Here is a 23,766-nt window from a genome sequence, read left to right as displayed (position 1 = left end):
TATGAGATACAACATTAAAATTCAGGTCTTTTTCGTTTTCTTCTTTGCAAGCGCCTGTGCGATTTTTGCGCAGCAGACAAGCTTCGAAAAAGTAGATTTCTCTATTCCAAAGACCATTTATTTCACAGGAGAGAGAGTATGGATAGCGAGTTCGGCCTCTAAGGAAGAGCTACCAGCTTCATCTCAGATTATCTACGCAGAGCTGGTCAATCGTTTCAATGAGTCAGTTGCCATTTCTAAAATGCCTTTGGTAGAAGGAAGTAGCTTCAATTTTCTTCAGATCCCTACTAATATTCCTTCAGACCATTACCTCCTTCGCGTATTTACTCGAGTGAGTCCGCATCAAAACCTAGAGCAGGGTTTGGTACAGCGATTCATTACAGTCTTCAACAGTAATGTCCCTCCTGCAGTAGTGGCTCAGCGAAAAAACTTAGCACAAACTCAAAACTCGAGTGAAATCACGTTGTCTCAAGAAGATGGTAAAGCTGGATCAACGCTGACTATCCAGCTTCCTAAGGGGACTGAAATCAACGAAGTGAGTATAGCGGCAGTAAACCCGTTTTTGAGTGATGCCGGTAAAATCTCCTCTCGAACTGCCTATTCATCCATTCAAGAACATAGCTTAATTCCCGAGCTTTTTGGTCACGTGATCGAAGCTAAAATCGACGAAGTGGAGGTGGATACCACGCAATTATACTATGTTTCCGTGCATGGGGAGAAATCGGCTCTTTTCACAGATCGACCAAATGCAGCCGGAAGCTTATACTTCGATGCAGGGGGAATGAAGCATTGGAATTACTTAGTCGCTCAAGCAGACGGCAATAAAAGTTTACTTGACTTTGGGATTGTTTCCCCTGCACCCGTTACCCAATTCCAGGAGAATTTTACTTTTCCAGAGCTGGAAATAAGTCCCGCAGACCAAGCCTACCTCGAGGAATTGCTTAAAGGTGGACAGGTAGAGGGGTATTTTGTAAATGAATACGATGAATCTTCCTTCCCTGTGGTGACGGGATTTGTGGAGGATAGAACCTATTTGCTGGATGACTATACTCGCTTTGAGACGGTAGAGACGGTGGTCAAAGAGTATATTCAGGAGATTTCAGTTAAGAATATCAAGAAGAAAAAAGAGTTCAGATCAATAGACGAGGCACTAGACGGTAATTTTGATTCCAACCCTCTCATGCTTATTGATGCACTTCCTGTGTTTGATTCAGATAAGCTGGCCGCATTTGATCCTAAGGAATTCAAATCGCTTGATGTTTTGAGTCGTTCATTTTACCTAAATGAGGAGAAATTTCCGGGAGTGATGAGCTTCAGTTCTTATAAAAATGACTTTGGAGGGTTTCCTATTCCTTCCAATGGAATTTATTTGGATTACGCGGGGATTCAGCCACGAGTAGTTTCATTCCAGTCCCTCTTCGATGCTCCTAGCCAGGATGAAAACATCATGGACTGGAGAACGGTGCTATTTTGGTCTGCCACCTCTGGGACGGATGAATTGAGCGATACGATCCAAATCACCGTTCCGCAGCTCAAAGGAACCTTCCTGATCAGTGTCAAAGCTTCTAGTGAACAAGGAATGGCTAAAGAATATTTGAGAACCTTTGAGGTGAAGTAGTATAGTGAGTTTCTTTGGTTTGAAACAGCTCAAAGAAACTCACAACTCCATTCCCCCTGGATGTTTCCTTCTGCTTAGCTTAGTTTCTCACTCGTATTCCCAGTCTGTGAATTACTCGTTTTTTCGCTTTAGCTCTTGTTGTAAAAAGCTATTCAATTTCGCTTCATAACCTCCAGGGTAGTCCGGCACAAGCGTTTTTTTCTCTGGAAAAGATTCCATGTGCAAAGTCTGCGTAGGGAATGCAAAACGGACGCCTATCGTGTTAGCAAGCTTAACTATTTGTACCAATATTTCATGTCGGCAATGAAGCTCCTCACCCCAATTGGGCACTTCAAAGAAAATATAGAACATGATGTCCTGGCTGAAGGATGAAAGGTTGTTGAAGTATATATGAAACAAATCCTTTCGAGTGTGAGGATGTGCGAGGACGATTTCTCTCAGGCCTTTTACAAACTCCTCGATCAGGGCAGGTGGCGTATCATAGGTGACAGTCAGCGTGGTGTAAAACCTTCTGTACTGCCGGAGGCCATGGTTGTCCAGGACTGCGTCAGCGATTTTCCCATTGGGCACATACATCAGGGAATTGCGGAACGTTCGGATGCGAGTAGATCTAAACCCCACTTCTTCGACAGTTCCGTCGATGTCTCCGGATGTGATCCAGTCACCTACTTGGAATGGTTTGTCAATGAAGATCATAACCGACCCAAAGAAATTTTTAATCGTGTCCTGAGCTGCCAAAGCAATAGCTACACCCCCGATGGAAAGACCAGTCAAGAAGGGAATAATATCTAGATTCAACCCATCCCTGAGAATAAATAAGGTCCCGACTACGATCACGAATGCCTTGAGCGTTTTGCGCATCAATGGCACCAATTGATCATCGAGCGTAGATTCAGTCTTGGTGGCGAGCTTGGTAAAATAGGCAGCTACCACATCTGCCAACTTGTAGAATATGATCGTGATCAAGAATGGCTTCAGCGTACGAAGGACGATCAAAATCCACGACCAAATCTCAATAGGAAGCTGAAGAACGCGGATAAAAAGAGAGAGTAACACGACGATCAGGTAGATACTGATCACTCGAGCCACAGGCAAAATGTAGTTTTCACCTACCTTCCCATAGCCATACCTTTGGAATAGGTAAAGAATGAGCTTGTCCACCACCAGTGTGAAAACCCAATGGGAAAGAAACACTAATAGAAGAAGGATAAATAGGCCCGTCAGCTGCCAAAGGTGAAGACCCAGATATTCTTCATTACCGATTTTAGGCAGGACATTGAGGAGTTTTGCCGTGCCGTATGGATAAGTTTCGGAGTGAAGCTCATTTATTTGACTCACACTGAATGCCGAATACTTCCAGCTTTCTCCTGTTTTTTGGAGGAAAATACCGGGTAGTTTACTCTTGTCGAAGTAATATATATTCTCACCATCCCCCGCAGTACTATCGGAATAATTTTGCTCGTTTGGGATGGTGCTCGTCCGTATCAAAATCCCTTTTCCCTCAAAAATCTGCTTTAGTTTTATTGCCAGACGCTCACCATTTGGGTTTTCTATTCCAGTAAGATCAAGCGTTTGGGCTGCTTTGTCGGGATGGTAATGACTTTCTTCTAGGTTGTAAAAAAAGGAAAGCGTCGTATGGTAAGGGGAGCTTAAATTGACGGAATTACCTACTTGAAAAGTATCCTGATTGTCTGTGACTAGCTGCGCAAAAGAGGAATGACCTATCCCAATGAATAAGAATAGCTGGAGAATGTACTTTTTAAGCATTAGTTTCTGTGGTGATTTTTCGCAAGTTAGCCATTCAGACGGCGATGCCCAAAGAGAACGTAGGATTGCCTATTCTGCGAGCTGGAATTCCGTCAGAGTGGAGCCACTCACTGTTCTGATCAAATACTGACCAAGCGAAGACTGATAGCTGATCTGAATCGGGCCTGTGCTTTCTAGCGGCATGGTGGTCTGCTGGTTTCCTTTGAGATCAAATAGGTAGCAAAACTCCTGATTGAGATCTGTAATGGCGAAAAGCTGCCTGTCCGATCCAAAATCAAAGTATTGATAGATTAGATTTTCCTCGGAAACACGCGTCGAGAAAAGTGGTTTTTCGTTTCGGTTGAGTACCGTTACTTCTTTATACTGACGTGAGATAAAAACGAAATCATTTAGCTTTTGGTCGGGAATAAGCAGAAACTCACTATCTCTATCTTCCTTGATCTGCTGGTTTCTGTAGGTGATTTCTCCGTTGAAATTAGCATGTATAACTTCACCATCTGCTGTGATTCCTACGAGCAGGGTGGATTTAGAACGTGGATCTCTCCATGCGATCAAGCCTGAATTGAAGTTTTCTCCGAGTTTGACGGCAGATCCTGATTGACTTTCGCCCCTTCTATTAAATAGCTGTAGTTGACCTTTTTTGGACAGGGCTACCATGTAATCGCCTTTGCCAGGAACCCGGTAATGAGCAGGTGCGCCTATCGTTTGGTCTCCTATAGCGTTAGGATTCCATCCTTCCAGCTTTTCTCCGGTTTTGTCTAGCAGGAATAAATTCCCCTTCTCAGTGCTGATGAAATAGCGGTATTCTTTGGAGTTGCTGTAGTCAACGAGATTTAGATGCGTGATTTTTTCACCTGTAAGACTGATTGGATAGCCAGGAAGTGGAGCTCCGAGTCTGTCTATCCCATAGATTTTATCCTGTGTGGCTATTAGCAGTTGAAGTTTTCCGTTTTTGTAATAGTCTATCTGAAAAGCATCAGAGACGATAGGGCCGGACAGTTGCTCTGTGTACACTTCCTGTCCTGCGGAATTGATCAAATGAAGCACATTGTTTTCATCCTGTACCAGCAGGTCTTCGGTGTTGTCCTGATAGTTCACGATGGATTTTGGTCCATAGGTCAGGCGCTGATCTAGCGAGATTCTATTGCTTGGCTGCAAGGCTATCGCGTCCCTAGTTTCGATGCTTGGTTGGGATTTCCCATCATACGGGAAACTGAGCGTGGCTTCAGTTTTGCCTTGTAGCTGGTTTACTTTGAAAGATATCCAGGGGAAAGATTGGAACGTTTCTGCGTATTTCTGAAGGAAAGAGCTCCAGGATGGATTAGCTTTTTGTGTCCAGGAATCCCAAATCTGATCGGTCAGGTATAATCGACTGAAACCAGCGGTCGGGCTTAGGTCTTTTTTAGCGAGGGGAGCTCTGGAAGATTTGCCCCAAGTGCTACCCGCACGAATGTCGTCCAACATCAACTTCATAGCCTGCTGGGAATTGGTGAAGATCAGGATGTCATTTTCTGAGGTGATGAAAGTCTGACCGAAGCCGGGAAATTTACCAGAGAATAAATGCGCTGGAAAATCTTCTTCCGAAAGGTAAAGAATCTCATGTCCCGAATAAAAATCAGCCCCTTCTTCGCTTTCACTTTGCTGAAATTCTTTAAGCTGCTGGATAGCTAAGTTTACATCTCTGGATCGTGCCAGGAGCGCTAGGTTTTGGTCTGCACCTCCGGTATTTTCCAAATCAAGCAAATACAATTCTCCCGTGAAGCTATCCAGAAATCCTCTGTCAAGTAGCATGCGCTGAATGTCCCCACTGAATGTCGCTCTGGCAGTAAACGCTCGGTTTGTGATTTTCTGGGTTTCGTAGATGCTTTCCAAATTGAGCTGGGTGACCGCAAGCGTCCGATTGGAAATTACCTCCTCGATAGCGGCAAGATTAGCTTGGATGGAAGGGGTAAAATCCACCTCTTCTTCATAGACCACTGGACCTTTGAAAAGCAATTCGTTTTCTTCCAAATATAAATCCAGAGCAGCGACACCGGACATAATTTCCAAGGCAGAGATGGTAGGGCTTTCTCGTTGCCCACCTATTCCTTTCAGGAGACTTCCTAGACCTTTGCCGTCCAAAATAAGTCTTCCTTGAGCGGCTGAGTTGTATGGGATATCGCTGACCAAGGTGTGCATACTTAGCTGATCTTCATTGACATAGAAGCGTATGGCTTCCTCTACCAAAAAAGAGGAGGAAGAAATAACAGCCAAATCTCCTAGCAAGGAGATACTCCAAAGGCGATTGTTGTCAGCGTCATAATACTCCATCACATCTGTGTCTGAGTACTGTCTAAGCTGAAAGCGCGAACCAGCAGGGATACGCTCTTTGATTTCGTTGATAAAATCCGTGGCAGTTGACGGATTGAGGTTTACGGTGAAAAGTAATTCGAAAGTATCAATGCCTGTAGCGTGGAGGCTGACGGTAGTTTGTTGGCCATTGAGAGATTTGGCAACCTCGCCCGAGCCTCCATTTAGGCTATCGAGTGTGACGAGTTGGTCAGAGATTCGCTGGAAAGCGGGGAGGGTTTTTACGATTTCCCAAACGGGATCATTGACTAGGGTGTTCCACTGTTCTGCGCCTTCGTAGGTTTCAAAAACAAAAACAGCGTTTTGACTTATGACTTCCAGGCTATTGACATGGCGAGAAGAAAAGTAGGTTTTGTAGATCCAGAATCCGCCTCCAGCAAGAAGAATGATAATAAAAAGTATAAGTAGGCTTTTCCAGATCTTCACGGGCTCACGAATGATTCAGTGGATAGTTTACAAAAATCAGACCTAAGAAGTCCTCACCTTGGTAAGAAAATCTCAGGTCTGATGGATTAATTTAACTTAGCTTATTTACCAAGGTTGTTCAAGACTTCCATTACTTCTTTCACATGACCTCTAGAGGTTTCAAGAAGTGCTTTTTCTTCAGCATTGAGGTCTAGCTCCAATACTTTTTCTACACCATTTTTACCCAAAATAACTGGGACACCTAGGTAGCAATCGTCAATTCCGTATTCTCCTTCTAGTTTGATACATACTGGGAATACTCTTTTTTGATTTTTCAAGATCGCTTCTACCATTTGCGCAGCTGCTGATCCTGGAGCATACCAAGCTGAAGTACCCATCAACTTCACTAGCTCACCGCCACCGAATTTTGTTCTTTCGATGATCGCGTCTAGCTTATCTTTAGCTACTAGCTCAGTCACCGGAATACCAGCCACAGTGGTGTAGCGAGGAAGCGGAACCATCGTGTCACCATGACCGCCCATTAGGATGGCCTGGATTTCTTTAGGGGAAATATTCAATTCCTCCGCAAGAAATGCTCTGTAACGTGCTGTATCCAAGATGCCAGCCATACCGATCACTTTATTTCTAGAAACACCAGCAGTGATATGAGCCTGGTAAGTCATGACATCAAGCGGGTTAGAAACTACGATGATGATCGCATTTGGAGAATGCTTGATCACATTCTCAGTCACAGATTTCACGATACCGGCGTTGGTTTCGATCAAGTCATCACGAGTCATGCCTGGCTTACGAGGAAGTCCGGAAGTGATCACCACTACATCAGAATTGGCAGTTTTGGTATAGTCGTTTGTGCTGCCTATGGTGCGGCTATCGTATTGGTTGATAGGTGCTTTCTGGAAAATGTCAAGTGCTTTGCCTTCAGCGACGCCTTCCTTGATGTCAATTAGTACAATTTCCTCAGCGATTTCGCGATAAGCCAATACATCGGCGCAAGTTGCACCCACATTACCAGCTCCTACTACGGTTACTTTGCTCATTAGATTTATAGATTTTAATATGAATTTTTTGCTTTAAAAATCGGGGGCTAAGTTATTAAACTATGCCTAGGATTCGAAATGCAGTCCGGAATACTTTGGAAGTAATTACCATTTTTTGACAATCGCGAGCTTGGGAGTTTGAAGGAGTTTATTCAAACATTTGACGGAGACTGAAAAAGCCGAAGGATTCTCGGTAGGAGCGGAAGAGGCGCTGATTGTTCTGATTATAATATTCCGCTAGTGAAGTCATCATTTTAGCTTTGATTTTTGGATTGCTGTCAAAAACCTCCTGTATGGCAAAGTGCGGGATGACAATCAACTCAGCTTCATCCGAGACGATCAGCGCGGTGTAGGTTCGCTTAGCATTTTCTAGTAAGGAGTTTTCCCCAAATGCTTCTCCTCTTTTGACGCCTAGGATCGTTTCGAAATTGTCTTTGATGTCAATGGTGAGGCTGATTTCACCGCTTTTGACAAGGTAAAGCGCCTGACTAGGATCTTTGCTAAAAAAAACCACTTCATCTTTCACATACTTTCTGTGGTGCATCGCAGGGATAAAGCGTACCATTTCTTTGTCTTTCAAACTCTCAAAAAACTTGATTTGCCCAAGAAAATTGAACATTTGCTCTTCCGGCTCAGTGTATGTTTTAGAAAATGGATTACGCATTTCTTATCGTTTTTTGAGATAAAGTAATTTCCGAGTTGCTGCTGTTGATTTTGCCCAATCAGCGATACGGTAGCCTACTACCCACGCGATTTGACCTGCTGAAAGTAATACTTTTACACTGCGTTTTTTCACCACCGGTACTTTCAAATCTATTAAAAAGTCAGAGATTTTCTTCGCGTTTTTCATTCCTAGGGGGATAAATCGATCACCTTCCTGCCAAGTCCGGATTTCCAGGGGAAAACTCAAGCGTTCCAAATCCAACATGGCATTTTGCCTGGACTTGTCGATAGCCTCCTTGCCATCGAGCTTGAGAATTTCATAATCCCCCTCTGGTATGATAAATTCTATGTCGTTCTCTGAAACTGATAGGGGCTCAAATTCTGTAGGTGCCGGCGCCAAAATCAACTGATCCCTATCCAAATTGAGGAGGTGAGTAGGGCTTTCAAATAGCCTTCCCGATTCTCCGGATTGGCAGGTATCAAGTAGGTCCTGAGCTTGCTCTGAATTGAATCCATAAGGTCGCAACCAAAAATAAAGCAAGGATGCAGCTCCAGTAGTGCGTAGAATTGCTGAGGTTGGGAGGATTTGAAGGCCTTCTGTTTCTGTGATTTTCTCCGCTGCCCAACTCTCAAAAAGCGCCGTGAAGGCTTTTCCAGTATCTTTCAGCCTGGCGAAGCTGTTCAATAAATTTGATTTGGCATCAGGGGCAGTTTCGTAGAGGGCTGGTAAGCTGATGTGACGGAGTTTATTCCTTTTATAGTCAGTTTTTTCGTTAGAGCTATCCTCACGCCATTCGATGTGATTTTCTAAGACATAGGATTTGATTTCTTCCCTACCGAAAGGTAGAAGTGGACGGAAAAGCCAGCCTCTTCTCTCGGCCATTCCATAGACACCTTCTATGCCAGTTCCCCGGAGAAGATTAAGGAAAATGGTTTCGATTTGGTCATCTTCGTGATGAGCTAGAATTATTCCTGCGAGGCTCCGCTCGACTCTAAGTTTTTCGAACCATTCATACCGAATCTCTCGGGCTGCCATTTGCGTAGAGATGCTTCTTTCGGATGCGAATTTGTAGGTGTCCACGCGGTGCACATGAAAGGGGAGGCCTACTTTATCAGCCCAAGCACTAAGGAATTCCTCGTCACCGTCGCTTTCCTCTCCTCGCAATTGAAAATTGACGTGGGCAATCTCAAAGGATATTTCGGCTTTGGTAAGAAGATTGCCTAAGCACATGCTGTCCATTCCGCCGCTGCTTGCCAAAAGGTAGGTTTTGGAGGAGTCCAAAAGTGATTTGTTCCGGATATGCCGGATAAAAGCTTCAACCATTGACCAAAAATATCATTTTCTACTAAATTTGCCCACATTCGTGCAGCTATGACTTCATTCTACTTTCGAGTTTCCTTTTTCTTCCTGATGTGTTGGGCCATTTCAAGTTCAGCTATAGCCCAAGAGAAATCCATTCTGCAGATCAATAAAGCGGATGATTTGAAAGGAGATGAGACTAGGGGGTTTGAAAGATTGCTGGGTTCGGTGGAGATGAAGCACAAGAATTCTTTGATCTACTGTGATTCAGCGCATTTTTATAGAACTGAAAATAAAGCAAGGCTTTTTGGAAACGTGAGAATAGTGGATGAAGTAGATCCTGTCACCACCACGAGTAGGTATGCCGAATACGATGGCAATACCCAGCTTGCCAAGCTAAGAAACAACGTTGTTTTCACTAACAATGAAACCACGCTGACTACAAACTACTTGGATTATGACCGGATGGGGAATATCGCCTACTATTATAATAAGGGGAAAGTCGTGGATTCGGTAAACGTGCTGACTAGCCAGCGAGGTACCTATGAAGTTAATAGTGAAAGGATTACTTTCCAAGAGGATGTGGTATTAGTAAACCCAGACTATACCATGAAGACTAACGATTTAATCTACCTCACTATCCCAAAAACTGCCGAGACGAAAGGATTGACCAATCTTATTTCGAAAGATGGAAACACACTGGATGCTCAGAATGGTAGTTTCTATGATACACAAGCTAAGATATTCAGGTTTTTTGATGGAGTAGTGGAGTCGGAGACAAGTAGAATAAAGGCAAAAGAACTGTATTACAGTGAATTGGACGCTTATTATGAAGGCAAGGAAAATGTCAGCGTTCTGAGTAAGGAGCGGCAGGTGGAGGTTTTTGGTGATGTGGGAGAATATTGGGAGGAACGAAAATATAGCTTGGTTCATGGAAATGCGCTGGTGAGGCGATATTTTGAATCGGATACGCTATACATGGCAGCCGATTCATTGATTTCTCAGGACGGGGAAGTAGATTCAATGAAGTATTTACTGGCCTTTAGATCGGTGAAGTTGGTGAAAACAGACTTGTCAAGCGTAGCTGATTCTCTGGTATATAATTACTCAGATTCATCTATCCAGCTATTCAAGGATCCAGTAATGTGGAATCAGAAGAGTCAGATCAGTGCGGATAGCATGATCTTTTATCTTGCCAATGAGCAACTGGAGCGGGTGTATATGAAGGACAAGGTATTTGTGATCACTCAGGATACGATTAGGAATTTCAATCAAATGAAGGGAAGATCGATGGTCGGTTACTTCCTGGAGGGCAAGATGGACAAGGTGGATATAGAGGGGAACGGGGAATCACTTTATTTTGCTCTACAGGCAGATACCATTTCCCAAGGAATCAATAAAACGCTAAGTGCTACTATCAAACTTCGGTTCAAAGAAGGTGCTATTCAGCGCGTGACCTATGGCATCAAACCCGACGGGAAGTTTACTCCCTTTCAATTAATCACTGAGGAAAACTCCAGACTTGAAGGCTTCGATTGGAGATTTGAAGAAAAGCCTACTTTAGAAGACATTTTTGCCTGGAGAAAACCAGAGGAGATTGATCCGAATGCAGAAAATTTATTCAATGAACCTGAAGTAGAGTTGATTTTGCCAACCGATGAAGAAATCCTAAAGTCACTGGAAAAACGCGGTTGGAAGCCAAAAAAAATCACTCCATAGCCTATTTTATATAGGTAGAAAAAAGGGTAACGTGTTTCAGTAGAAAAAATTTTAAAAGGGTTAACATGTTTTAACCGGATTTTTCTTCGATTCCATAGCCATCGGCTTAGTTTTGTGCGTATATTGATTACCGTTCAAACAACTCAGTGCGTATCGATTAAAACTTTACATGAAATTATTACTCCTATTTTTTACATGGCTTTGGCTGTTAGTTCCCGTATTTTCGGAAGCTCAACAGGTGCGTGTACTGAGTGATGGTATAGAATTTCAAGGAGACTTGGGATCAACACAACGTAAAACTATCATCCTGCAGAACGAAACCAATCAGGTAAAAACCTATTTACTCAAAACTCTTCGTGGAAATATCGGCTCCTCTCAGAGTGTGAAAATCTGTATAGGAGAACAGTGCTTTGATCCTAAGAAAGAGCTAGCCAAAATAAAATTAACATTAGGTCCTGGTGAATTATTGACAGACTTGTATTTGGATTTTAATATGGGAATAGCTTCCACCAGAGGATCTTTTGATATGACATTTGTAAACGAAAGCAATCTTCGGGATCAGTTTGTCGTTGAGGCGAGGTATGAAGTGGATGATCCCGCAGTGAAAGTTGATGAGTTTGACTACAAGGACATTGTGCTAAGCGACGTTTACCCCAACCCAAGTGTGAGGATAGCTCAATTTGACTACACGATCAAAAATCAATCTGCGAATGCCAGAATAGCAATTAATAGCTTCATAGGTAATCCTGTGGCAGATTATGCTCTTGATCCAGAGAGAAATGTTCTGGTAATTAATGTGTCAGATTTCACTCCTGGGATATATTTCTACACTCTTTTCTTGAACAATAAGAATATTGTGACCAAGAAGCTCGTTGTCAAGAAGTAAGACTTGGCTAAGCAGCAGTCATCCATTTGAATCCAAAAAATTATCCCGTATATTTGCGGTCTTGAAAATGAAAATGCGCGTACAATCCATCCTATTACTCATTATTTTACTAGCGGCAGGTTCCTGTGGCCCATTTAGCAAGCTTGAGAAAAGCACGAACTGGGAGGAATTATATGCAGGTGCGAATAAGTATTATCAGGAAGGAGAATACAATAAAGCTATCATTCTGTATGACAAGGTTTTGCCTGTGATCAGAGGAAGTGAAAAGGCTGAAATTGCGGATTACAATTACGCTAATTGTCACTTCAAGACTAAGAGATACATTGAGGCGGCTGGTTATTTCAGCAATTTCTATCGAACCTACAACAGAAGCCCGTTAGCTGAGGAAGCATTGTTTATGAATGCGTATGCTTTGTATCTTGATTCGCCGGACGCCAATCTAGACCAGCAAAGTTCACAAGAAGCAGTAGCAGCGATTCAGCAGTTCGTGACCAAATTCCCCTCTTCAGCCAGCTACGAGCGTGCGATGGAGATGTTGGTAGATTTGCAGGCTAGATTCGAAGAGAAAGCCTACATGGAGTCATCCATGTATTACCGATTGAAAGATGGGCTGTATCCTGGAGATTTCTATCGAGCGTGTATTATTAATTTTCAGAATTTCACCAAGAATTACCCTGACAGTGAGCACAACGAAGAGCTTGCTTACAAGCTAGTTGAAGTAGGTACAGGATATGCTGAGAATAGTACTTTTTTCAAAAAAGAAGAGCGTTTGAATGATGCATTGGGTTTTGCTGGGGAGTTTTACCGAAAGTATCCAAATAGTGCTTTCACTGGAAAAGTGAAAGAAATAGAAGAAAAAGCCAGGGAAGAATTGGCAGCTCATACAGTTTTGAAAAATGAGTATAATGAACGTCTAGCTGAACAAAAGGCCAAAGCACTGGAAAATAAGCCTTTGGAAAAAGTTGAAATTAAATAGAACTATAATCAAATAAGAATATGGCAGTTAATCCATCCATCGTTACAAGAGACCTTGATAAAATCGCTGATAAAACAGGGAATATCTACGAATCTCTACATGTAATAGGACAGCGTGCAAAGCAAGTGTCAAATACCTTGAAGGAGGAATTGAATATCAAGCTTTCAGAATTCGCTTCTACAGTTGACAATTTGGAAGAAGTATTTGAAAACAAGGAGCAAATCGAAATCTCCAAGTTCTATGAAAGAATGCCAAAGCCGAGCACGCTAGCTATGGAAGAATTCATGGAGGGTAAAATTTACCACAGACTTCCAGAAGAACCAGCAGGCGAATAATTCTATGAGCCTTATCGGTAAGAAAATCATTTTAGGCGTCACTGGTAGCATAGCAGCATACAAGTCCGCATTTCTTACTCGTTTGTTAATTCAGTCAGGAGCAGAAGTGCAAATCATCATGAGCGCTTCTGCTTCTGATTTTATCACCCCACTCACGCTAGCTACACTTTCCAAGAAACCAGCTCTAAGCCAATTTCAAAAAAATGAGACGGGTGAATGGAACAATCATGTGGAGCTTGGACTTTGGGCAGATTTATTTTTGGTGGCACCTATCAGTGCCAACACCCTGGCCAAATTTGCCAATGGCTCGTGCGACAACCTACTTGCTGCCACCTACCTTTCTGCAAGATGTCCAGTAATGCTAGCTCCTGCGATGGATCTGGATATGTATCAGCATCCATCGGTACGGTCAAATATTCAAAAGTTGGAATCCTATGGCGACAAGATCCTTCATGCGGAATCGGGTGAATTAGCAAGTGGACTATCTGGCCAAGGAAGAATGATGGAGCCAGAGCATATTTTGGCTGCTGTTGAGGATTTCTTTGCCAGTAAATCAGATTTCAAAGGTAAAAAAGTACTGATCACAATGGGGCCAACCCAGGAGGCTCTTGATCCTGTACGGTACATTAGCAATCATTCTAGCGGGAAAATGGGACTTGCTTTGGCTCATGCTTTTCTTCAAAATGGAGCAGAAGTCTATGTGATTTCCGGGCCAATTTCTCTACCTGTTGACAAAGACAGCTTCAGATGGCAGGATGTCAAATCTGCTAGGGAAATGTATGAAGCTGCTGGAGCTCTACATGCTCAGATGGACATCTGTGTTTTCGCTGCTGCAGTGGCGGATTATGCCCCGGCAGAAATAGCTCCAGAGAAGATAAAGAAAAATTCTGCTTCACTTTCTATTGAATTAGTCAAGAACGTGGACATCGCGGCTAAACTTGGCGCTCAAAAGAAGCAAAACCAAATTCACATAGGGTTTGCATTAGAAACAGAAAATGAAGTCGAAAATGCCGAGCAGAAGCTTTCTAAGAAGAATTTTGACATGATCGTTTTGAATTCTATGAAGAATGCTGGGGCTGGATTCCAGGTGGATACCAACAAGGTGCATATTTTACATGCATCCGGTGTAGCTGTAGAATCTGATGTTGCTCCTAAAAATCAAATCGCCAAGCTGATAATCGATCAAATCAAAAACATCCCGGTTTGGGTTTGACCTTAGATATTTCCTTATTTTTAAGTTTATGAAGTTGAGCGAAAAGAAGAGCCATATCCATTGGAATGAGTTTTCCTTCAGCACTAGTTCATGGCATCCTAATGTAATTTGCACGAGATGAAAAAAGGGATTTTCCTGTTACTCTTTATATGCTTATCATTCAGTGGTTTTGCGCAAGAGCTGAACTTCACGGTGACGATCAATAGCGAACGCGCCAGAATTCAGAACACGGATATTTTTGCTCAAATGAAGACTAATTTTGAGCAGTTTCTCAATGGTAGGTCGTGGACTACAGATGAATTTCGTCCGGAGGAGCGTATCAAGGGCAACCTGCTCATCACAATCAATGATGTTCCTCAGGTGGGATCTTACTCAGCTACTGTCCAGATTCAGACTGTTAGACCTGTATATGGGACAAATTTCGAAAGCTTAGTCTTTAATTTTGCGGATAGAAACTGGAGTTTTGACTACCTCGAATCTCAGCCACTTGAGTTTAATCGCTTTACTTTCTTAAATAATATCAGCTCTCTACTGGCTTTCTACGCACATATTGCATTGGGCTTAGATTATGATTCTTTCGAAAGTCGCGGCGGGGATGAATTCTTTGCTGCTGCTAACGACATCGTGAACAATGCCCAGCAGTCCGGAAGACCAGGTTGGACTCAGAGCTCTTCTGATCGAAGAAATCGATATGCTCTGAACAATGACATCTATGTGTCCTCGGTATTTTCTCCGATTCGGGATGCTTATTATTTATACCATCGTCAGGGACTGGATATATTATTGATTCGACCTGAGGAGGCCTACAATAATATTCTAGAGGCAGTTCGGATTTTGGCTGAAGCAAATAAAAATCAACCAAATGGTATCTTTACTATTTCCTTTATGGATGCTAAAAGTGACGAGATTTCGTCCGTAATGAAAAATGCCTCCTTAGAAATCCGGACAGAACTTGTCGATTTACTGCTAGAGGTAGATCCAAATAATGCGAGAAAGTACAATGAGCTGCTGAAAAGCTAAGCTCGATTTTTTAGTTTTGCTCAAACGAACACTTTACCCATGCTCAAATCTTTAAGCATCTCTAATTATGCCCTCATTGATCAACTGCACATGCAGCCCAGCGCCGGGTTAAGTATGATTACTGGGGAAACTGGCGCGGGAAAGTCCATCATGCTGGGAGCCGTGGGGTTACTATTAGGGAATAGAGCTGATACTAAAGTATTGCTCCATGAGGATAGAAAATGCGTTATCGAGGGAGTCTTTGATATCGCAAATTATGGTTTGAAGGATTTTTTTGATGCGACCGAGTTAGATTACGAACCCACTTGTATCATAAGAAGGGAAATCAGTCCTGCAGGCAAGTCCAGATCTTTTGTGAATGACACGCCTGTGTTATTGGATGCTCTGAAAACACTTGGTGGGTTCTTGATGGATGTACATTCGCAGCACGATACGCTTCAATTAGGGGAGGGAAGTTACCAATTGAAATTAATCGATGCGTTTGCCCAGACTCAGCAGGAGCTTCGTCAGTATAAAGTTGATTACCATACCTTTCAAAGCGCTCATAAGACCTACAACGAATTGAGCAAAAAGGCTATAGAATTGCAAAAGGAGGCTGATTTCAATCAGTTTCAACTAGAGGAATTGAGCCTTTTAAATTTGAGAGAAAGCGAGCAAGCTGACCTTGAATCCCAGCAGGAAGTGCTGGAGAATGCGGAAGAAATCAAACTCAAAATCAATGAGATGCTTAATCTTTTCAAAGATGAGCAGTTTGGAATCAGCCAAGGGATGTCTCAGGTTCAGCAGGGAATGCAATCGTTGGAGCGGTTAGCACATGTGTTTACGTCGATTAAGGAGCGATTTTTAGCTGTCAATATCGAATTGAAAGATATTGAGGAGACCCTCGGAGATGAGGAGAGTAAAGTTGAAGTTGACTTTGAAAAACTCGACGAGACGCGAGATAGGCTGAGTAAGATTTATCAACTTCAGAAAAAGCATGGAGTGGCTACCGTGGAGGAATTAATGGAGCTTGAGCGGGAGTTGGCTGATAAAGTTTTTCAAGTCCAAAATCTGGATGAAACGCTGTTAAAAGCAAAAAAAGACTTAGAGGATAGTCAAAATCAGCTAGCTGAATCGGGGAAATTGCTGCGTAAAAAAAGACAGGATAGTTTTTTAGGTTTTCAAAACTCCCTTGAGAAATTACTCGCTGGTTTGGGAATGGAAAATTCCAAGGTGCTGATGGAGCTTAAACCTGTGCAGCCAAACCTTAATGGAGTGGATGAAATTGAATTACTTTTTTCAGCCAATAAGGGTGCTGCACCACAGCCCTTGAAGAAAGTTGCTTCTGGGGGTGAATTCTCCCGATTGCTTTTCGCAATAAAATACTTGATGGCTGATAAAATGGCGATGCCAACATTGATTTTTGATGAGATAGATGCGGGGATTTCTGGTGAAGTGGCTTTGAAAATGGTCGGAATGATGCAGGATATCTCCCAAAAGCACCAGGTGATTTGCATTACGCATTTGCCTCAGGTAGCTGGACAGGGCGATCTTCATTATTTTGTTTACAAGGATAACTCTTCTGAAAAAACGGTGAGTAAGATCAAATTGCTTGATCAAGAAGAGCGAGTTGTGGAGTTAGCGAAAATGATTTCTGGAGCTACACCTTCAGTTTCAGCCATTGAAAGTGCGAGAGAATTACTCAAGAGGTAAGTCTTGAGCCGAATCAATGTGCGCCCAGAATCATTATTTTTTCCTATTTTTGGGCAATATTTTTGAAAATAACCCCCTAGCTATATGCCAGAAAATTTGCTAAAAGGAAAACTGGGAATCATCACCGGTGCTCTCGACGAGAACTCAATTGCATGGAAAACAGCACTTAAAGCCAAAGAGCAAGGTGCAAGGTTTGTACTGACTAATGCGCCGATTGCGATGCGAATGGGTGCTATCAATGATCTCGCGAAAGAATGTGATACCATCGTTATTCCTGCGGATGCTACCAGCACTGAAGATATTGAGAAGCTTTATGCAGAAGCCAAAGAATACCTTGGAGGAAACTTTGATTTCATCCTACATTCCATCGGGATGTCTCCAAACATCAGAAAAGGACGCTCTTATGGAGACCTGAACTACGATTGGGCGATGAAATCTTACGATGTGTCCGCCATCTCGTTTCATAAGATGATGCAGGTAGCAGAAAAGCAAGACGTCATGAATGAGTGGGGATCGATTGTGGGCTTGTCTTATATTGCCGCGCAGAAAGTTTTCCCTTTTTACACGGACATGGCTGACGCCAAAGCTTTACTAGAAAGTATCGCTCGTGGGTATGGTTATAGATTTGGTAAGTTAAAGAAAGTAAGAGTCAATACTATTTCTCAGTCACCTACCAAGACCACTGCGGGAACGGGTATTGGCGGCTTTGATTCATTCTATAATTTTGCAGAATCGCTTTCCCCACTTGGAAATGCTTCTGCTGAGGCCTGCGCTGAATACATCGTGACGATGTTCTCAGATTACACTAGATTAGTTACGATGCAGAATCTATTTCATGATGGTGGATATTCCTTCACTGGGATTTCTGAGGATATTATGGAAAAGTTTAAGGATTTGTAATCATCCCTGCTAATCTTCATAAATAGCCCTTTGGAATTCCCTTAGGGCTTTTTTGTGTTCACTGTTCATCCTTTTTTGATTTTTTGTTGTCACTTTTTGCCTTAACTTATTGACCTCAATTACACACCTTGTATGCATAAAAAACGTTTACTTCTACTCATTTTTGGCTTATTCCTTTCCTTTTCTTCTTTTTCCCAAATCGAACCTGCACCTGATCGAAGCGAAGGTAACGGCCAATATGGTCGATTGATTTTGAGAGGAGTGATTCTTATCGACGGCACAGGGGCACCTCCAGTGGGTCCAGTGGATATAGTCGTGGAGAAAAACAGAATAGCCCAGATACAGGTGGTAGGCTATCCTGGCTTGCCGATAAGCGAGAATCGCCGACCAAAAGCTGGGCCAGATGACAAGGTTTATGACTTGGATGGACACTACTTGCTTCCAGGTTTTGTGGATTCTCACGGGCATATTGGCGGACGTGGACAAGGAACTCCGGCCGAATATGTGTTCAAACTTTGGTTGGCACATGGGATCACTACGATACGTGATCCTTCAGCCGGGAATGGTCTTGATTGGACTTTGGATCAAAAAAAGAGATCTGCTGCCAATGAGATTACCGCTCCTAGAATTTTGGCCTATACCAGTTTTGGACAAGGTGCTAAAGAGCCAATAACCACAGCAGAGCAGGCAAAAGCTTGGGTGAACGAGAATGCGAAAAAAGGAGCTGACGGCATTAAGTTCTTTGGAGCAAATCCTGAAGTTATGGAGGCCGCGATATCCGAAAACAAAAAAATTGGACTCCGATCAGCCATGCATCATCAGCAGCTGGACGTAGCGCGCTGGAATGTGATCAGCTCAGCCAAGGCAGGATTGTCGTCTATGGAACATTGGTATGGATTGCCAGAGGCATTATTTGAAAATCGAACGATCCAGGATTTTAGGTTGGATTATAATTACCAGAACGAGCAGCACCGATTTGGGGAGGCAGGGAAGCTATGGAAGCAAGCCGCACAGCCAGGATCAGACCACTGGAATAAGGTGATGGATGAGTTGTTGGCACTTGATTTTACCTTGGATCCTACCTTCAATATCTACGAAGCTAATCGCGATCTGATGCGAGCTCGTACAGCCGAATGGCATGATGTCTATACGCTTCCTTCGCTTTGGCGATTCTATGCCCCTAGTCGCCAATCTCACGGTTCTTATTGGTTCGATTGGACAACTGAAGAAGAGATTCAGTGGAAAGAAAACTATCGTCTTTGGATGACTTTTGTAAATGAATATAAAAACAAAGGAGGCAGGGTAACAGCTGGATCTGATTCTGGTTTTATTTATCAGCTCTATGGTTTTGCTTATATCCGAGAGCTGGAATTGCTGCGGGAAGCTGGTTTTCATCCCTTGGAAGTTCTTCGTTCTGCTACACTACACGGTGCGGAGCTAGTCGGTATGGAAAAGGAAATAGGTTCGGTAGAAGTAGGTAAATTGGCTGATTTTGTAATTATTGAAGAGAATCCCTTACAAAATCTCAAGGTACTTTACGGAACGGGAGCAATTAGAATTGATGAAAATAATCAGCCGATTCGGGTAGGAGGGGTGAAATATACTGTCAAAGATGGGATTGTCTATGATGCCAAAAAACTTTTGGAGGATGTGAAAGTTATGGTTGAAAAGCAAAAAGCTAAGGAAGGCTTTGTGATCACTCAGCCTGGTTTAGATTGGTAAGTTGAAATTGAAAAGTGAATAGAATTAGATAGATGATTATTCGCAATCTTGCCAAAATTCAAAATTCCCTTGCTCAACCGGACAGAAGTCCGAAGACTAGTCACCGGAGTGGCCCCAATTCTTAAGTTGACCAAATCTTATTTTGCATTAAGCTCTTTACTCGTATCAAAGCGGATATACACGATTAGATAATTCGAAAACAAAGAATAGAATGCCTCAAATTAATGTAAACGGAGTTGATATTTTTTATATAGATCAAGGAATAGGAGAGGAAACCATTGTCTTTTCACATGGCTTGCTCTGGAGTCACAAGATGTTTAAAGATCAAGTAGAGTTTCTTCAAACACGGTTTCGGGTAATTGCCTACGACCATAGGGGGCAGGGGCAAAGCGAAGTCTCAGGCCCTTTTGATATGGATACCATCACTGAAGACGCAGCGGAATTGATCAGCGCCCTTTGTGACAAACCAGTTCATTTTGCAGGCCTTTCTATGGGAGGTTTTGTTGGGATGAGGCTTGCAGCTAGACATCCTAAATTGATCAAAAGTTTGATTTTGATGGAAACATCCGCCAACGCAGAGCCGGTTTCAAATCTCCCGAGATACAAGACCCTTAACGGATTTGTAAAGTGGTTTGGCTTGCTGAATCCAGTTGCCAACAAGGTGATGAAGATTATGTTTGCTGAAAGTTGGCTCACTGATCCGATGAATTCTGATAAAATTGACTATTGGAAATCCGAGATTAAAGCCAATAAAAAGAGTATAACTGGACCTGTAGAAGGAGTGATCTATAGGAAAGGTATTGAAAATGAACTTAGCCAAATCTCATCTCCCACGATGGTGATCGTGGGAGACGAAGATGTAGCCACTACTCCCCTCAAAGCTAAGTTTATCCAGATGAGTATCCCAAAGTCAAAACTTCATACTATCCCAGGAGCAGGTCATAGTAGCTGCATTGAGAAACCAAGAGAAGTCAATCGTTTGATAGGAGATTGGTTGATTCAGTGGAGCTAACTTTTGGACAGTGAAGATGCCGGGGTGATTTTTCAGCTGATATAAAGTCAACTTAGATTCATAATTTTTCAAAAAATCTGATGTTTTGAAAACCTTTTCTTACATTTATATGTATATACATTAAATACACTTACAAGAAAATGGGAAAAATCGAAGATGCCATCCAGCAAAAAGAATTTAAAGACCCCTTCAATAAGGTAGTGGTGAATATTCTTTATACTCAGAGTTACCTGGTAACAGCCCAAAATGCGCTATTTAAACCTTACGATATTTCTCCCGAGCAGTACAATGTGCTGAGGATTCTGAAAGGGCAGGCCGGTGTTCCTATCACCGTTTCATCCATTCAGGAACGCATGCTGAACAAAATGTCTAATGCAAGCCGTTTGGTGGAAAAGCTAAAAAGTAAAGGTTTGGTGCTGCGCTCTGAATGTCCGAATGACCGCAGACAAGTGGATATTTTGATTACCCAAAAGGGATTGGATTTACTTCATGATTTACGGCCCCTTTTGGAGCAAGCAAATAAAAACTTCATCAACTTGAATCTCGAGGAAATCGAAACACTTAATAACCTTCTGGACAAATTGAGAGGGTAAAAAATTTTAACCTAATACATGTCTATACAATAAATAGTAATACAACTAAAATTTAAACTAAAAATTCAAAAATTATGAGCACTACAAAATGGATTATCGACCCTACACATTCAGAAGTGTCTTTCAAAGTAAAACACTTGGTGATTTCTACAGTAACTGGTTATTTCAGAGAATTTGAAGGATCAGCTGAAAGTTCATCTGAGGATTTTAGCGGAGCTACAGTTTCTTTTTCAGCGAATATCGACAGCATTGACACTAACCAAAAGGATAGAGACAATCACTTGAAGTCTGGTGATTTCTTTGATGCTGCTAATCATCCTAAATTGACCTTTTCTGGAAAAATCGTGAATGAAGGTGGAGATTATAAATTAGTTGGAGATTTGACGATGAGAGATACAACCAAAGCAGTTGAATTTGACGTTGATTTTGGAGGTATTGCTGCAGACCCTTATGGTCAAACGAAAGCCGGATTTGAGATCCAAGGAAAGATAAACAGAAAAGATTTTGGGTTATCCTGGTCAGCAGTGACTGAAGCTGGTTCTGTAGTAGTGAGTGATCAAGTTCGGTTGATCCTTAGCGTTCAGCTAGTGAAGCAGGCTTAATACATAGCGGCCTTTGGGGTTTTTCTAAATCCCGAAGGCCTCTTTAAACACCTATTTTACCTTTATTATTTCCTTTCCATTTTCCCCAAAACTATGAAGCCATTAATCACTGGAATCCACCATATCACTGCCATAGCTGGTAACCCTCAAGCAAATATTGATTTCTACACCGGAATTCTTGGTTTGAGGCTGGTGAAGAAGACGGTCAATTTTGACGCGCCTGGCGTTTATCATTTCTACTTTGGAGATGAGCTGGGTAGGCCAGGAACTGTTTTTACTACCTTCCCCTTTGCGGGAGCTAGGAGAGGAACAAAGGGAGCTGGTGAAGTGACCTACACGGCTTTTTCTATTCCTTCAGAATCTCTTGAGTTTTGGGTAGATCGCTTGAAAAAATTCGGAATCCCTATTTCTGATGTGCTAACTCGATTTGGTGACAAGTTTATCCGATTTGAAGATCACGATAGTATGGGGATAGAGTTGGTGGCAAATGACCAAGACGATAGAATGGGTTGGTCTTATGGTCAGGTACCAATCGAGCATTCTATCAAAGGATTTTATGGAGCTACTTTAAATCTTCGAGCAAAGGAGTTGACTGAAAAGCTTTTGACTGAGCATATGAATTATCGCTTTATTGGTGAGGAAAATGGTAGGTTCCGCTACGGAACAGCAGGAAAACCAGGTGATATCGTGGACATCGTTCTTGATAAATCTGGAACTAGAGGTTCCCAAAGTGCCGGAACTGTCCATCACATTGCATTTCGAACAGAAAATGCCGCTTCTCAACTTCAAGTTCAAGAAATCCTGATGAGAAATGGGTATCAAGTCACTGAAGTGAAGGATAGAAATTATTTTCAATCAATTTATTTTCGCGAGCCGGGAGGAGTTCTTTTCGAGGTGGCGACTGATGAACCAGGTTTTGCCATCGATGAAGACGAGGAGCACTTGGGAGAATTGATCAAACTGCCTGACTGGGCTGAACCCAATCGTGCAAAACTAGAAGAGAGTTTGATACCTGTCACCTTAAATGTGGAGTCGTATGCCTAAGATGAAAACTGCCGGCCTTCCGCTGGATCAAGCACAAAAAGCTGCTATCCTTATACATGGCAGAGGTGCAAACGCTGATAGTATTTTGTCCTTGTCAAAGTATCTTAACCTCGATGATTATGCGCTATTGGCACCAGAAGCAACTGGTGGAACTTGGTATCCCTATAGTTTCATGGCACCGGATGAGGCAAATGGAAGTGCTTTGGAGGATTCTATGAAAACAATTTCTGATACCTGGGGTTCTATTTTGAGTTCAGGAATCTCAGCCGAAAATATTGTTCTCATAGGGTTTTCCCAGGGAGCTTGCCTTAGTCTTGAGTTTGCTGCGCAAAATCCTCAGAAACCCGGAGCAGTTGTTGCATTCACCGGAGGGTTGATAGGAGAGCAAGTCCGGGAGGATAAGTATTCTGGAGATTTATCTGGTGTGAAGGTCTTCATTGGAAGTAGCGAAAAAGATTTTCATGTTCCACTTTCTAGAATAAAAGAATCAGAAACCCTACTGAGCAGGATGGGTGCAGAGGTCAACTTATTAATCTTCAAAGATTCTAATCACACGATCCGTCAGGAAGAAATTAACTGGGTCAATGAGAATATATTGTAAATAGGTTTTCTTACTTACGAAAATCCCTTGGCAGCTTGTCAAGGGATTTTTTTTGCTCGACTTTTGAGTTGTGCTGCTTCCCAAGAAACAGTATTCACCTGGTTAATTTACTGAGCCTTAGTAGGCCCAACTTAGCTGTGCTGCTTCTCCAGAAGCAGTACCTTACTTACGTAAGTTTATCAATAATTTTTTCGAAACAATACCCATTTAGTTTATCTGCCTTATTCACATTATAGACTAAATGATTCACCCTAAATCGCCTATTTTTTATACATTTTACCACCAAAATCT

Annotated in this window: 20 protein-coding genes; 15 read left to right on the top strand and 5 right to left on the bottom strand. The window is 42.4% G+C overall.

What is annotated here, in order from left to right; translation table 11 throughout:
• Position 1: 1 nt before the first annotated feature.
• Positions 2 to 1,618 (top strand): hypothetical protein, encoded by a 1,617-nt coding sequence (locus ABJH64_RS03165; protein WP_348273921.1) that lies wholly within the window; start codon positions 2 to 4, stop codon positions 1,616 to 1,618.
• 111 nt (positions 1,619 to 1,729) lie between these two features.
• Here ABJH64_RS03165 and ABJH64_RS03160 read toward each other — a convergent pair whose 3' ends face one another.
• From ABJH64_RS03160 to tilS, 5 genes are all read right to left on the bottom strand, one after another.
• Positions 1,730 to 3,385, bottom strand: coding sequence for a mechanosensitive ion channel family protein (locus ABJH64_RS03160; protein ID WP_348273920.1), 1,656 nt, complete (start codon positions 3,383 to 3,385; stop codon positions 1,730 to 1,732).
• Between the two features lie 69 nt (positions 3,386 to 3,454).
• Positions 3,455 to 6,160 carry a hypothetical protein gene (locus ABJH64_RS03155; protein ID WP_348273919.1) on the bottom strand — a complete coding sequence of 902 codons (2,706 nt, stop codon included), beginning with the start codon at positions 6,158 to 6,160 and terminating at the stop codon, positions 3,455 to 3,457.
• 101 nt (positions 6,161 to 6,261) lie between these two features.
• Positions 6,262 to 7,197, bottom strand: a complete 936-nt coding sequence (gene mdh, locus ABJH64_RS03150; RefSeq protein ID WP_348273918.1) for a malate dehydrogenase — start codon at positions 7,195 to 7,197, stop codon at positions 6,262 to 6,264.
• Between the two features lie 148 nt (positions 7,198 to 7,345).
• Positions 7,346 to 7,861 (bottom strand): cyclic nucleotide-binding domain-containing protein, encoded by a 516-nt coding sequence (locus ABJH64_RS03145; protein WP_348273917.1) that lies wholly within the window; start codon positions 7,859 to 7,861, stop codon positions 7,346 to 7,348.
• Between the two features lie 3 nt (positions 7,862 to 7,864).
• The gene (gene tilS, locus ABJH64_RS03140) at positions 7,865 to 9,184 is read right to left on the bottom strand and encodes a tRNA lysidine(34) synthetase TilS (RefSeq protein WP_348273916.1); all 1,320 of its coding nucleotides are present in this window, start codon (positions 9,182 to 9,184) and stop codon (positions 7,865 to 7,867) included.
• A gap of 48 nt (positions 9,185 to 9,232) precedes the next feature.
• On the opposite strand from tilS, the gene ABJH64_RS03135 reads away from it, so the two are divergent.
• From ABJH64_RS03135 to ABJH64_RS03070, 14 genes are all read left to right on the top strand, one after another.
• Entirely contained in the window at positions 9,233 to 10,879 is a 1,647-nt protein-coding gene (locus ABJH64_RS03135) for an OstA-like protein (RefSeq protein ID WP_348273915.1), read from the top strand.
• 169 nt (positions 10,880 to 11,048) lie between these two features.
• Entirely contained in the window at positions 11,049 to 11,765 is a 717-nt protein-coding gene (locus ABJH64_RS03130) for a T9SS type A sorting domain-containing protein (RefSeq protein ID WP_348273914.1), read from the top strand.
• 67 nt (positions 11,766 to 11,832) lie between these two features.
• Complete coding sequence (gene bamD / locus ABJH64_RS03125) at positions 11,833 to 12,741, top strand: outer membrane protein assembly factor BamD (RefSeq protein WP_348273913.1); 909 nt, start codon at positions 11,833 to 11,835, stop codon at positions 12,739 to 12,741.
• A gap of 20 nt (positions 12,742 to 12,761) precedes the next feature.
• Positions 12,762 to 13,076 (top strand): DNA-directed RNA polymerase subunit omega, encoded by a 315-nt coding sequence (locus ABJH64_RS03120; protein ID WP_348273912.1) that lies wholly within the window; start codon positions 12,762 to 12,764, stop codon positions 13,074 to 13,076.
• Positions 13,077 to 13,080: 4 nt separating this feature from the next.
• Entirely contained in the window at positions 13,081 to 14,289 is a 1,209-nt protein-coding gene (coaBC, locus tag ABJH64_RS03115; RefSeq protein WP_348273911.1) for a bifunctional phosphopantothenoylcysteine decarboxylase/phosphopantothenate--cysteine ligase CoaBC, read from the top strand.
• 117 nt (positions 14,290 to 14,406) lie between these two features.
• Complete coding sequence (locus ABJH64_RS03110) at positions 14,407 to 15,309, top strand: DUF4835 family protein (protein WP_348273910.1); 903 nt, start codon at positions 14,407 to 14,409, stop codon at positions 15,307 to 15,309.
• 39 nt (positions 15,310 to 15,348) lie between these two features.
• Positions 15,349 to 17,001 carry a DNA repair protein RecN gene (recN, locus tag ABJH64_RS03105; RefSeq protein WP_348273909.1) on the top strand — a complete coding sequence of 551 codons (1,653 nt, stop codon included), beginning with the start codon at positions 15,349 to 15,351 and terminating at the stop codon, positions 16,999 to 17,001.
• Positions 17,002 to 17,085: 84 nt separating this feature from the next.
• The gene (locus ABJH64_RS03100) at positions 17,086 to 17,901 is read left to right on the top strand and encodes an SDR family oxidoreductase (RefSeq protein WP_348273908.1); all 816 of its coding nucleotides are present in this window, start codon (positions 17,086 to 17,088) and stop codon (positions 17,899 to 17,901) included.
• A 132-nt stretch (positions 17,902 to 18,033) separates the two neighbouring features.
• Positions 18,034 to 19,623 carry an amidohydrolase family protein gene (locus ABJH64_RS03095; protein ID WP_348273907.1) on the top strand — a complete coding sequence of 530 codons (1,590 nt, stop codon included), beginning with the start codon at positions 18,034 to 18,036 and terminating at the stop codon, positions 19,621 to 19,623.
• Positions 19,624 to 19,834: 211 nt separating this feature from the next.
• Positions 19,835 to 20,635 (top strand): alpha/beta hydrolase, encoded by an 801-nt coding sequence (locus ABJH64_RS03090; RefSeq protein ID WP_348273906.1) that lies wholly within the window; start codon positions 19,835 to 19,837, stop codon positions 20,633 to 20,635.
• A gap of 140 nt (positions 20,636 to 20,775) precedes the next feature.
• A complete protein-coding gene (locus tag ABJH64_RS03085; RefSeq protein ID WP_348273905.1) occupies positions 20,776 to 21,228 on the top strand; it encodes a MarR family transcriptional regulator in 453 nt (150 codons plus the stop codon).
• A 74-nt stretch (positions 21,229 to 21,302) separates the two neighbouring features.
• The gene (locus ABJH64_RS03080; RefSeq protein ID WP_348273904.1) at positions 21,303 to 21,830 is read left to right on the top strand and encodes a YceI family protein; all 528 of its coding nucleotides are present in this window, start codon (positions 21,303 to 21,305) and stop codon (positions 21,828 to 21,830) included.
• A gap of 93 nt (positions 21,831 to 21,923) precedes the next feature.
• The gene (locus tag ABJH64_RS03075; RefSeq protein WP_348273903.1) at positions 21,924 to 22,874 is read left to right on the top strand and encodes a ring-cleaving dioxygenase; all 951 of its coding nucleotides are present in this window, start codon (positions 21,924 to 21,926) and stop codon (positions 22,872 to 22,874) included.
• Positions 22,867 to 23,475: a dienelactone hydrolase family protein gene (locus tag ABJH64_RS03070; protein WP_348273902.1), complete on the top strand. Its 609-nt coding sequence runs from the start codon at positions 22,867 to 22,869 to the stop codon at positions 23,473 to 23,475. The genes ABJH64_RS03075 and ABJH64_RS03070 overlap by 8 nt, the downstream gene beginning before the upstream one ends.
• The last annotated feature ends 291 nt before the right edge of the window (positions 23,476 to 23,766 follow it).

The organism is Algoriphagus sp., from assembly GCF_039969895.1.
Classification (GTDB): Bacteria; Bacteroidota; Bacteroidia; order Cytophagales; family Cyclobacteriaceae; genus Algoriphagus.
Note: the sequence above shows the minus strand (reverse complement) of the source record. Positions and strands in the feature narration are given on the sequence as shown.

Bases quoted from the DNA above. Each gene is read 5' to 3' on its own strand.
- ABJH64_RS03165 (WP_348273921.1), top strand. From the start codon at position 2: ATGAGATACAACATTAAAATTCAGGTCTTTTTCGTTTTCTTCTTTGCA.
- ABJH64_RS03160 (WP_348273920.1), bottom strand. From the start codon at position 3,385: ATGCTTAAAAAGTACATTCTCCAGCTATTCTTATTCATTGGGATAGGT.
- mdh (WP_348273918.1), bottom strand. From the start codon at position 7,197: ATGAGCAAAGTAACCGTAGTAGGAGCTGGTAATGTGGGTGCAACTTGC.
- ABJH64_RS03145 (WP_348273917.1), bottom strand. From the start codon at position 7,861: ATGCGTAATCCATTTTCTAAAACATACACTGAGCCGGAAGAGCAAATG.
- tilS (WP_348273916.1), bottom strand. From the start codon at position 9,184: ATGGTTGAAGCTTTTATCCGGCATATCCGGAACAAATCACTTTTGGAC.
- ABJH64_RS03135 (WP_348273915.1), top strand. From the start codon at position 9,233: ATGACTTCATTCTACTTTCGAGTTTCCTTTTTCTTCCTGATGTGTTGG.
- ABJH64_RS03130 (WP_348273914.1), top strand. From the start codon at position 11,049: ATGAAATTATTACTCCTATTTTTTACATGGCTTTGGCTGTTAGTTCCC.
- bamD (WP_348273913.1), top strand. From the start codon at position 11,833: ATGAAAATGCGCGTACAATCCATCCTATTACTCATTATTTTACTAGCG.
- ABJH64_RS03120 (WP_348273912.1), top strand. From the start codon at position 12,762: ATGGCAGTTAATCCATCCATCGTTACAAGAGACCTTGATAAAATCGCT.
- coaBC (WP_348273911.1), top strand. From the start codon at position 13,081: ATGAGCCTTATCGGTAAGAAAATCATTTTAGGCGTCACTGGTAGCATA.
- ABJH64_RS03110 (WP_348273910.1), top strand. From the start codon at position 14,407: ATGAAAAAAGGGATTTTCCTGTTACTCTTTATATGCTTATCATTCAGT.
- recN (WP_348273909.1), top strand. From the start codon at position 15,349: ATGCTCAAATCTTTAAGCATCTCTAATTATGCCCTCATTGATCAACTG.
- ABJH64_RS03100 (WP_348273908.1), top strand. From the start codon at position 17,086: ATGCCAGAAAATTTGCTAAAAGGAAAACTGGGAATCATCACCGGTGCT.
- ABJH64_RS03095 (WP_348273907.1), top strand. From the start codon at position 18,034: ATGCATAAAAAACGTTTACTTCTACTCATTTTTGGCTTATTCCTTTCC.
- ABJH64_RS03090 (WP_348273906.1), top strand. From the start codon at position 19,835: ATGCCTCAAATTAATGTAAACGGAGTTGATATTTTTTATATAGATCAA.
- ABJH64_RS03085 (WP_348273905.1), top strand. From the start codon at position 20,776: ATGGGAAAAATCGAAGATGCCATCCAGCAAAAAGAATTTAAAGACCCC.
- ABJH64_RS03080 (WP_348273904.1), top strand. From the start codon at position 21,303: ATGAGCACTACAAAATGGATTATCGACCCTACACATTCAGAAGTGTCT.
- ABJH64_RS03075 (WP_348273903.1), top strand. From the start codon at position 21,924: ATGAAGCCATTAATCACTGGAATCCACCATATCACTGCCATAGCTGGT.
- ABJH64_RS03070 (WP_348273902.1), top strand. From the start codon at position 22,867: ATGCCTAAGATGAAAACTGCCGGCCTTCCGCTGGATCAAGCACAAAAA.